This window comes from Aeromonas sp. QDB18 (genome assembly GCF_027705325.1).
Taxonomy (GTDB): domain Bacteria; phylum Pseudomonadota; class Gammaproteobacteria; order Enterobacterales; family Aeromonadaceae; genus Aeromonas; species Aeromonas caviae.
Map to the genome: position 1 here is coordinate 1 of NZ_JAPDBQ010000168.1, position 8,620 is coordinate 8,620.

Below are 8,620 nucleotides of genomic sequence, written 5' to 3' on the forward strand. Positions count from 1 at the left end.
ACCCAGGGCGGTGAAGATATCAAAGACCCGTTTTCCGGTAAATCGCAATGCGGCTCCGCTTAAGTGAACAGCATTGCTGTCCATGGACAGGGCTTTTTCATTGCAAGGCATCAGGGGACGCGCTTGCCGCTCAGCAGCCAGTAACTGAGGGCCGACCCCAGGCCGCAACCGGCGATGGCGATGGCCATGGGGAGCGGCGATTCGGGGGGATTGAGGTTGACCAGGACCCCCACCAGGGCCCCAAGGCCAAAGCGCAGGGTGCCCGCCAGCGCCGAGGCGGTGCCTGCGGACTGGGGGAAGTGGCCCATCAGGCCGGTCATGGCGTTGGCCCCCACCAGGCTGATGTGGCCGACGAAGAGCACGACCGGGATGACGATGCCCCACAGGCCGCCAGTCTGGCTCCAGGCGTTGTAGATGAGCAGGGCCCCGGCGAGCGGCAGCACGGTCAGGCCGTATCGCAGCATGCGCTCGGCACCCACCCCTTTCACCAGCCGGCTGTTGGCGAAGGTGACCACCATCATCAGCAGGATATTGAGGCCAAAGAGCCAGCCGTAGTGCTCGGTCGGCACCTTGAAATACTCGATGTAGACATAGGGGGAGGCGCTCAGGAAGGCAAACATGCCGGAGCTCGACAGGGCGCCGCACAGCACATAGCCCATGGCACCACGGTGGGAGAGCACCCCCCAGTAGTTGCGAAGCACCTGCCCGAGTCGCAGGGGCTGCTTGTGCTCGGGTTTGAGGGTTTCCTCAATCTTCCACTGCATCACCAGGCAGATGAGCAGGCTGATGGCCACCAGCAGCCAGAAGATGACCCGCCAGTCGCTGTGAGCGCTGATATACCCCCCTACCACGGGGGCCACCAGGGGGGCGAGGGTCATCACCAGGATGACGAAGGACATGGCGCGGGAAAACGCATCCTTTTCGAACAGGTCGCGCAGCAGGGCGTTGACCACCACGGAACCCGCGGCGCCCCCTGCGGCCTGCAACATGCGCCAGGCGAGGAGCTCAGGCAGGGAGTCCGCCATGGCGCAGCCCACGGAGGCCACGGCAAACATCGTCAGGCCCGCCAGGATCACCGGCTTTCTGCCGAAGCTGTCGGCGAGCGGCCCGTAAAAGAGCTGGCCGATGGCAAAGCCCCCCAGGAAGGCGCTGATGGTGAGCTGGGCGCCGTCGATGCTGGTAGCCAGATCCCGGGCGATGGCGGGAATGGCGGGCAGATACATGTCCACCGCGAGCGGAGTCAGGCCCGCCAGGGCACCGAGCAGGATGAAGAGGAAACGGGGGGAGAGGGAGCTGGCTTGGGGCATAGGGTATCCGAGTCGTGGGCTGGGCCGGGTTAAGAGGCAGGTGTTGAGTCTATCAGTTTTGGCGGGCGCGATCAGGTGCATCCTGCCCGATGCCCTTTTGTCGGGTGTGGCGCCAGAGCAGCCAGAGCCAGGCAAGCCATCCGAGCAGGGAGAGGGCATTGCCGGTGCGCTCCGGCCAGCGTGCCGCCAGGGTCAGGGTGAGGCTGTGGTGGCCCGCCGGAACCCAGAGTTGCATCAACCCCTGGCGATTGGCGCTCACCGTCAGCGCCAGGTGCCCGTCGAGGCGGGCCTCCCAGCCGGGGTAATGGTATTGGTGCAGGACCAGCCGGGTCGGCACCCGGGCCTTGATCTCCAGCGCCAGGGCGCGGGGTTGCCAGCGGGTCAGGCTCCAGCTCGCGCCTGGCGGTTCGGCGCTGACGGGCGGCTGGAACTCCTCCTTCCAGGCGAGCAGGGTCGGGGCGAACATGCCCCCCGGCACCTGCCTTGGCCTGTATTCCCGGGCACTGCGCTTGCTGTCGAACTCGAATGCCATGGCCTCCCGTTCGGGGGCCTGGGTCAGGGGGGCATGACGCACATAGGCCAGGGTGGAGAGGAGGGTCAGCAGAAATACTCCCCACCAGAGCCCCTGCCAGAGACGATGGGGCTGGGTGCCGAGCGCCACCACGGCGACCGTGGCAAGGGCGAGCACCAGGTTGAGCCGCCAGGGAAACTGCACCCGCTGCAAGGGGGGAAGCAGGCTCCAGAGAGGCTGGCTCGGGGGCAGCATCATCAGGAAGGCGACGACGCCGATCGCCCCCCAGCACAGCAGCTCGGGGTGACGCGGCTCCCGGGCGGCGGCCCAGGCGATGAGTAGCAGGGCCAGGGTCAGCATGCTCTGCCACGCCAGGTGACCGCGAAAACGCCAGTCCTCCCAGGCGCTGGGCAGGCGGTCGAGAAAGTTGCGCCTGTAGTCGAACATGCCGCCGCGCATCAGCTCCATGGAGATGGCCCCCTGATCCACTAGGGCGGGCAGCAGCAGGGCGGCTGCCATGCAAAGCCCCACCCCCTGGGCGCCGAGGGCTTGCCAGCAGGGCGTCAGAGTGCGGGTGCGTCTGGCGAACCAGAAGGCGCGCAAGGTGACCAGCCCCATCATGAGCAAGAGGCTGGGGAGGTGGGAGAAGGCCAGCAGCGCCAGCCCCAGGATCAGCAGGGGCAACCCCTGAGGTCGTCCGCGGTGGGCGAGATCCTGCCCCAGCAGGATAAGGGGAGCCCAGGCGAAGGCCCAGAACTCCGCCAGGGCGAAGCGGACATAGAGATCCATGGCGACATGATAGGGCAGCGCCAGATAGAGCAGGCTGGCGGCCAGGGCCCGGCCAGGGGGCGTGGTGGCACGCAGCCACAGATAGGCAAACACCCCGGAGAGCAGCAGGGCCAGGGTGGCGCTGCCAAGCAAAGGGTAGATGGCTTGCTGGGGGTGGGCACCGGGCCCGGCAAAGAGGGCGCTGACGTAGTAGGGGAGCGGGGGATAGAAGAAGAAGGTGGGGCTACCGAAGCCGCCGTTCATGGCCATCAGCCAGCGGGGATAGAGTTCCCCCTGCCAGAGCTGGCGGGCAAAGTAGTGGCCGGAGAGCAGGTGATGAAACAGATCGTGTCCCTGGCTGCCCCCCTGCCACCAGAGCGGCAGCATCAGCAGGGCGCAGGCCAGCAACAGGGCCAGCGCGACCCGGATCCCCTCCCCGGTTCCGCTCGTGTTTCTTTCCATTGCACTGGTTCCTGACAGACCCGGCTGTGAGTGTAGACGAGTCGTGCGATGCCCTCGCAAGCGCCCGGTTCAGCGGGGCAGGGCGAGCCAGAGGCCGGGTTCGGCGTGAAAGCGGGGGGAAAACCAGAGGGTGTCATAAGGGCCTGGTAGCGCCTCTGCCCCCGGGGGGCGGCGGCTGAGGCGGCAGGCCCCCTGGGTGAGCGCAAGGGCGGCATCCCCCCGGTACCAGCCGTCGGTGACGGGCAGGGTTGTGGTTTCCCTAAGCAGCCTCACTCCCCACTGGGTCACCAGCGCCGGGCAGTTTTTTTCGGCGACTCTGGCCGCCTGCACCATGGCGGATGGGAGAGGTGGGGTGAAGGTCACCGCGAGCAGCAGCAATCCGGCCAACGCGACCAGCCCAACTCCTCGGCGTGGCAGCCAGCCTGCCAGCAGCACGATACCGAGCAGGGTGATGGGCGCAAGATGGCGGGGATTGTCCGGATTCTGGCCAACCAGGGTCCACAGCAGCAGAGCGAGCCAGTAGAGGGACCAGACCGGGGAGAGGGCGGCATGGCCCTTTACCCTTTGCCAAAGAGGCTGCGCCAGCAGTCCCCCGACAGCCAAAGGCCAGAGCAGGGTGAACTGATCGTTGAAGGTATTCGTCCAGCTCAGCAGCCGATCGCCGTGAGCCGCCGCCGTGTTGCCCCAGAGGGTAAAGTGACCGTCGGTAAAGCGGCGCCCCTCGCTGAAATAGGCCCAGCCATCGGCCTGCCAGACAAACAGCAGGCAAGCTAGCCCTACCAGCGCAATGGGGAGCACAAACCTGACGCGCGTGCCCTGCTGCGCCAGCCCGAGCCACAGAGGTAGCAACGCCAGCACAAAATAGGAGGGACGCAGCGCCAGCATAAGGCCGAGCAGCAGACCTGCCAGGGCCGCTTTGCGATGCAGCAAGGCCAGCAGCGCTGCCAGCCAGGCGGCGAGCGCAGGCCCGTCGGACAGGCCGGAGAGGGCGAGCGTCGGGGTGAGCGGCAGGGCCAGCACCAGCAGCCAGACCGGCGCCAGCAGGCTTGGCCGTTGCCACAATCTGACCGCGAGGGAGGCGGCAAGCGGCGCCAGCAAACTGCTACCCAAGAGGCTTGCCCACTGCACCGCGCGGGCCGGATCGTCCACCAGCAGATTGATCAGCCGTGCCAGCCAGATAAAGGCGGGGTAGCCCGGAAAGTGGGGGGAGAACTCCAGTACGCTGAAGCGCACCACCCCGTGGGCAAAGTTGAGGGCATCGTCGGAATCGAGTGCTACCGGGAAGGTCAGCAGCCAGCCAAGCCAGGCCAGTTGCAGCAGGGCAAGCAGCCCCATGGTGATTGAGCTGGTGGAAACCCAACGCCGATACGCTGCCTTCCCCCTCATCCCCAGCCCTTCTCCCGCAAGGGGAGAAGGGGGCAAACCGGCGTCCGGGTGCATCTATCGGCAGGCCGTGCGTAGGGTGGGGAGAGTGCAGAGAAACCCACCGTTTGTCACAGCGAATTGGCGCAATGATGGGCTGGTGGCCATCAAAGCGGCACCAGCACGGTCATCAGCGCTTTTTCGGCATCGCTAAAGGCAGCGGCATCGGCAGGTTTGGCACCCACGCCGAACACTCCCGGGTTGCCGATGGCATCGAGCACCTTGGCCAGCGCCTGTTCGGCGGCCTTGCGATCCCCTTCACTGAGGGAGGGAAGGATCAAATCGAGGAAGCGCTTGCTCTTGACCACCAGCACCTTGGCGGTCTGGTAGTCGCCAAGGTTCTGGCTGGCCCCCTCGAGGCGGCGCTCGATCTCCGCCTTGTAGGCCCGGTTGAGCAGTGCCGCGGTAGCCGCAGCGTCTTTGGCCTTGATGGCGGCGGCCAGCGGTGCTTGCAGCTTCACCTTGTGGTGCTGTTCCAGATAGGTCAGCTCCTCGGCAATCTCGCTCAAGGTGGCGCTGGCATCCTTGCCATCAGTGGCGGCGCCCAGCAGCGCCTCGTGGGCATCGATCAGCGGCTCCTTGCCGGCGGCGGCGTAGGAGTAAGCCTGCGCCTGACCGCTCAGGGTCAGCAGCAGGGTGAGGGCAAGTAAACCCGGGCGGATGGTCATCCTGTTCTCCTTACTTATGCCAAGAGGTTATGCCCATGGCGCGGCACTCAGGCCACGCTCTGGGTTTCGATCACGGTGTTTTCGTTGCGATGATTGAAGGTGTTGCGGCGTCTGTCTGCCTGTTGAACACCAATCATCGTGTTCACGCCACGCTCTGGGTTTCAATGACGGTATTTTCGTTGCGATGATTGAAGATGGCGTGACGTCTGTCCACACCGTCGATCACCATGTCGGCGGCCATCATCCCCATCTCCATGGCGGTGTCGGTGAAGATGTAGCGGAATGTCCCCTGACGGCCGGTCATGATGAGGTTGCCTATCGGCATCAGCGCCTTGATGGCTTCGTTGCGGCGGGCCTGATAGCCCAGATCCATCAGCGGATAGGCGTACTCGCTGCGGGCTTCAAAAGTCTCATCGCCAAGTTTCTGGGTGTCGACGCCGAGGCTGGCGAGATCGGCGGTGACCCGGCCGCGCAGATCAGAGAGCGGTGCCTGCCAGGTGGCATCCCCCGGATTGCAGGGGATCTCCAGCATCACGGATGTTTGCCCCTGAGGCGCCATAAAGGGGCTGCGCCGGCGGGGCTCCTGCAGGCGGGTGGCCAGAATATGGGGGTCGGAGAGGTACTGCCAGGTGTTGTCCGACAGGTTCTCCTGTTTGAGGGGCATATTGACGAAGCGAAGCGACCGGTAGTGCAGATCGCACGGCAAACCCAGATGCTGGCAGGTGAGCGGCAGCGGCAGGGTGGAGATCACCTGATCAAAGCGCTCGCTCTGTTCCACGTCATCTTGTTTCCAATACACCCGCTCGATGCGGCCATCAACCTGCTCGAGGCGAGTGATGGTGGCGCCGGTCTTGAGCTCTACCCCCTCTGCCACCAGCCGCTCCCCCAGGGTGGTGAAAATCTGGCCAAAGCCATATTTGGGATAGCGGTATTTGCGGGCATAGGTGCGCACCGACATGCTGCCGTTGCGTCTTGGCAGCAGCCGGCGCGCCACGTCTTTGAGATCGATCAGGCTGATGCGCTGGCCAGCCCAGTCGGCGGAGAGCTTGTCCGGGTTGATGCCCCACAACTTGCCGGTGTAGCCCTCGAAGAACTGGCGGTAGAGGGTACGGCCAAAGTGGCTCTGGATCCACTCGGCAAAGCTCGCCTTGGCAAAATCGGTGGGCTTCTTGGCAAAGGGCAACAGCAACAGATCCTTCACCGCACCGGCCATCAGGGCCAGCGGCGCCGTCTTGAGCAAATTGGGCAGGTTCAGGGGGTAGTCGTAGGTGCGCCCGCCAAAGCGGATGACGCTCTTTCGCTCGGCGTGGAGCAGGTCGTCCCCCATCAGCTCGTCGATAAAGGCGAGCAGCTCGGGGTTCTTGGTGATGAAGCGGTGGCCGCCGTAGTCGAAGCGATACTCCCCGTCGCGCCCCTTGAAGGTCTGGGTGGCGCACATGCCGCCCACGACCGGCTCCTGTTCGAACAGGGTGACCGCAAAACCGGCCTGGCGCAGGCGCCAGGCGGCCATCAGACCGGCGGGGCCGGCGCCCAGCACCGCAATGTGCTTCTTGTTGTTGTCGTTCATGAGTGTTCCGAAACGGCGTGATAGCTGGGGGAGCGCGCCTGTGCGCGGCTCCCGAACAGAGTGTGATCCCCGGGCTCAGCCCCTGGTCGGAGCGGCGCTCCCCTGGGGGCGATAGCTGCGATGCCAGAGGGTGACAAAGATGATGAGGTAGCAGGCCCAGGTCAGCAACTGCAGGCCGGCCGGTGAGGCGTTGTAGCCAAACAGGGCGCGCAGGAAGGTGCCGAATACCCCCTGATCGTCGAGGATGTGGCTGATGTTGAAGACCGGCGTGGTCCAGAAGGTGATGACGTCCGCTGCCTGCAACATGTTGACGGCGGACGAGAGCAGACCTGCGGCGATGATGATGATAAGCAGCCCAGTCCAGCGGAAGAAGGGGGCCAGCGCCACCTTGCGGGTGGAACGCAGCAGCCCCCACACCAGTACCACAGAGACCAGCAGCCCCGCCAGCGCGCCCATCAGCCCCTGGTGCAGATCCACCCCTTGCCCGGAGTAGACCAGGGCCGAGAAGAAGAGCACGGTTTCAAAGCCTTCGCGCATCACCGCCAGGAAGGCGAGCAGTACCAGACCAAACAGGTTGCCGCCATCGATGGCCGCATCGATACGCGCTGTCATGGCCCCTACCTGGGATTTGGCCTGTTTTTGCATCCAGATAGCCATATAGGTGAGCACCAGGGTGGCAAAAATCAGGATCCCCGCCATCAGCAAATGGTTGTAGCGCTCGCTCTCGAACTGGCTCACCACCACCTGGAACAGGAAGGCGATGACAAGGGAGGCGACGAGACCGAGGCCCACCCCCAGATAGATGAACTTGTTGTAGCGGCTCGCCCCCAGCTTGGCGAGGTAGGAGAGGCAGATGCCGACCAGCAGGAAGGCTTCCAGCCCCTCGCGCAGGGTAATGAGAAAACTTGCGAACATCAGGATTGAGGCTCCATATCGGGCGTGAGGGGGAGGGGCTGCAGGGTCAGTTGCAGCCGATTGAGTTGCACTATGGGTGGCTCCGGCAAGCTCGGCTCGGCGGCGCGCACCGCATCATTGACCCACTTGGGGTAGGTGCGGAAATTGAGTCTGATATCGGCCTTGAAGGGGCCCTGGGCATCCGCCGGCAGCGGCCAGGCTTCATCGCGCCAGCCATCGGCCGGGATGCGGGTGTCTTCAATGAGCTTGGCGTAGCGCCAGAACTTGAGCCCCACCGGCTTGCCCTCGGCATCGCCGAACACTTTTCTAAATAGCCGCGCATCCTCAGGGACGGCGCCGTTCACCGGCTGGCCGCTTTCAAGCACCAGCTTGCCGCTGGCGTCGGTGACGGTCAGCTCCAGCCAGAGTTCACGGAAATCGGCCACCCCGGTGGGCAGGGCGTGGCCGGCGCCGGTATTGGCGACTCTCACCACCAGCGCGGGTTGGCCACTCTGGTTTTCAATGCGGGCCGAGAGGGTGGCGCTTGAGCGCAGCAGCGCCAGGCTCTCCTGCTCGAGGGTTGCACTCCTCAGCCCCACCAGCTGATGCTGGGCGCCGGTAAAGTTGTGGCGATAGAGCCGCGCTTTCACGGTGCCGTTTTCGGTGGACTGGCCCGCCACCGGCGCGCCGCCATTGCCCGGCTCGGGGTTCATATGGCAGTCGATGCAGGTGCGCCGTTTGGCAGGATCTTCGGCCTTGGCGAAGCTGGAGCTTTCCCACTCGTCCCAGGTGTTGACGATATTGGCGCCGGTGCCCGGGGCAAACTCGTTGTGGCACGACTTGCACAGTGCCGCGTCCCGGTAGAAATCCTTCTGGTAGGAGGCCTTGTGCATGGCGGGGCGGGCGTTGATCTGCCGCTCGGCCAGCCAGTGCTGGAGGCTGCCGCGGCCTTGTTGCACAAATCGGGGAACTATCTAGCCAAGTGGTGATCTGATCTCCCGGATCAATCACCGAGCACAGT

The 8,620-nt window shown here is 64.9% G+C and carries 6 protein-coding genes and 1 pseudogene; all 7 read right to left on the reverse strand.

The genetic code is table 11. The features are described 5' to 3' along the window. Window positions 1-110: 110 nt before the first annotated feature. The gene (locus OKC30_RS18415) at window positions 111-1,307 is read right to left on the reverse strand and encodes a Bcr/CflA family multidrug efflux MFS transporter (RefSeq protein ID WP_010674385.1); all 1,197 of its coding nucleotides are present in this window, start codon (window positions 1,305-1,307) and stop codon (window positions 111-113) included. Window positions 1,308-1,359: 52 nt separating this feature from the next. Further along, window positions 1,360-3,048 (reverse strand): hypothetical protein, encoded by a 1,689-nt coding sequence (locus OKC30_RS18420; RefSeq protein ID WP_160838708.1) that lies wholly within the window; start codon window positions 3,046-3,048, stop codon window positions 1,360-1,362. Between the two features lie 69 nt (window positions 3,049-3,117). Continuing rightward, on the reverse strand, window positions 3,118-4,377 hold the full coding sequence (locus OKC30_RS18425) for a hypothetical protein (protein WP_270809732.1): 1,260 nt from the start codon (window positions 4,375-4,377) through the stop codon (window positions 3,118-3,120). A gap of 200 nt (window positions 4,378-4,577) precedes the next feature. Further along, the gene (locus OKC30_RS18430) at window positions 4,578-5,138 is read right to left on the reverse strand and encodes a hypothetical protein (protein ID WP_160838710.1); all 561 of its coding nucleotides are present in this window, start codon (window positions 5,136-5,138) and stop codon (window positions 4,578-4,580) included. Window positions 5,139-5,280: 142 nt separating this feature from the next. Continuing rightward, entirely contained in the window at window positions 5,281-6,705 is a 1,425-nt protein-coding gene (locus OKC30_RS18435; RefSeq protein WP_160838712.1) for an NAD(P)/FAD-dependent oxidoreductase, read from the reverse strand. Window positions 6,706-6,780: 75 nt separating this feature from the next. Continuing rightward, the gene (locus OKC30_RS18440) at window positions 6,781-7,620 is read right to left on the reverse strand and encodes an FTR1 family iron permease (RefSeq protein WP_160838714.1); all 840 of its coding nucleotides are present in this window, start codon (window positions 7,618-7,620) and stop codon (window positions 6,781-6,783) included. Further along, window positions 7,620-8,546 (reverse strand): annotated as a pseudogene (locus tag OKC30_RS18445) (hypothetical protein); the annotation flags it as partial. The pseudogene OKC30_RS18445 and the gene OKC30_RS18440, both read right to left, overlap by 1 nt. Between the last annotated feature and the right edge of the window lie 74 nt (window positions 8,547-8,620).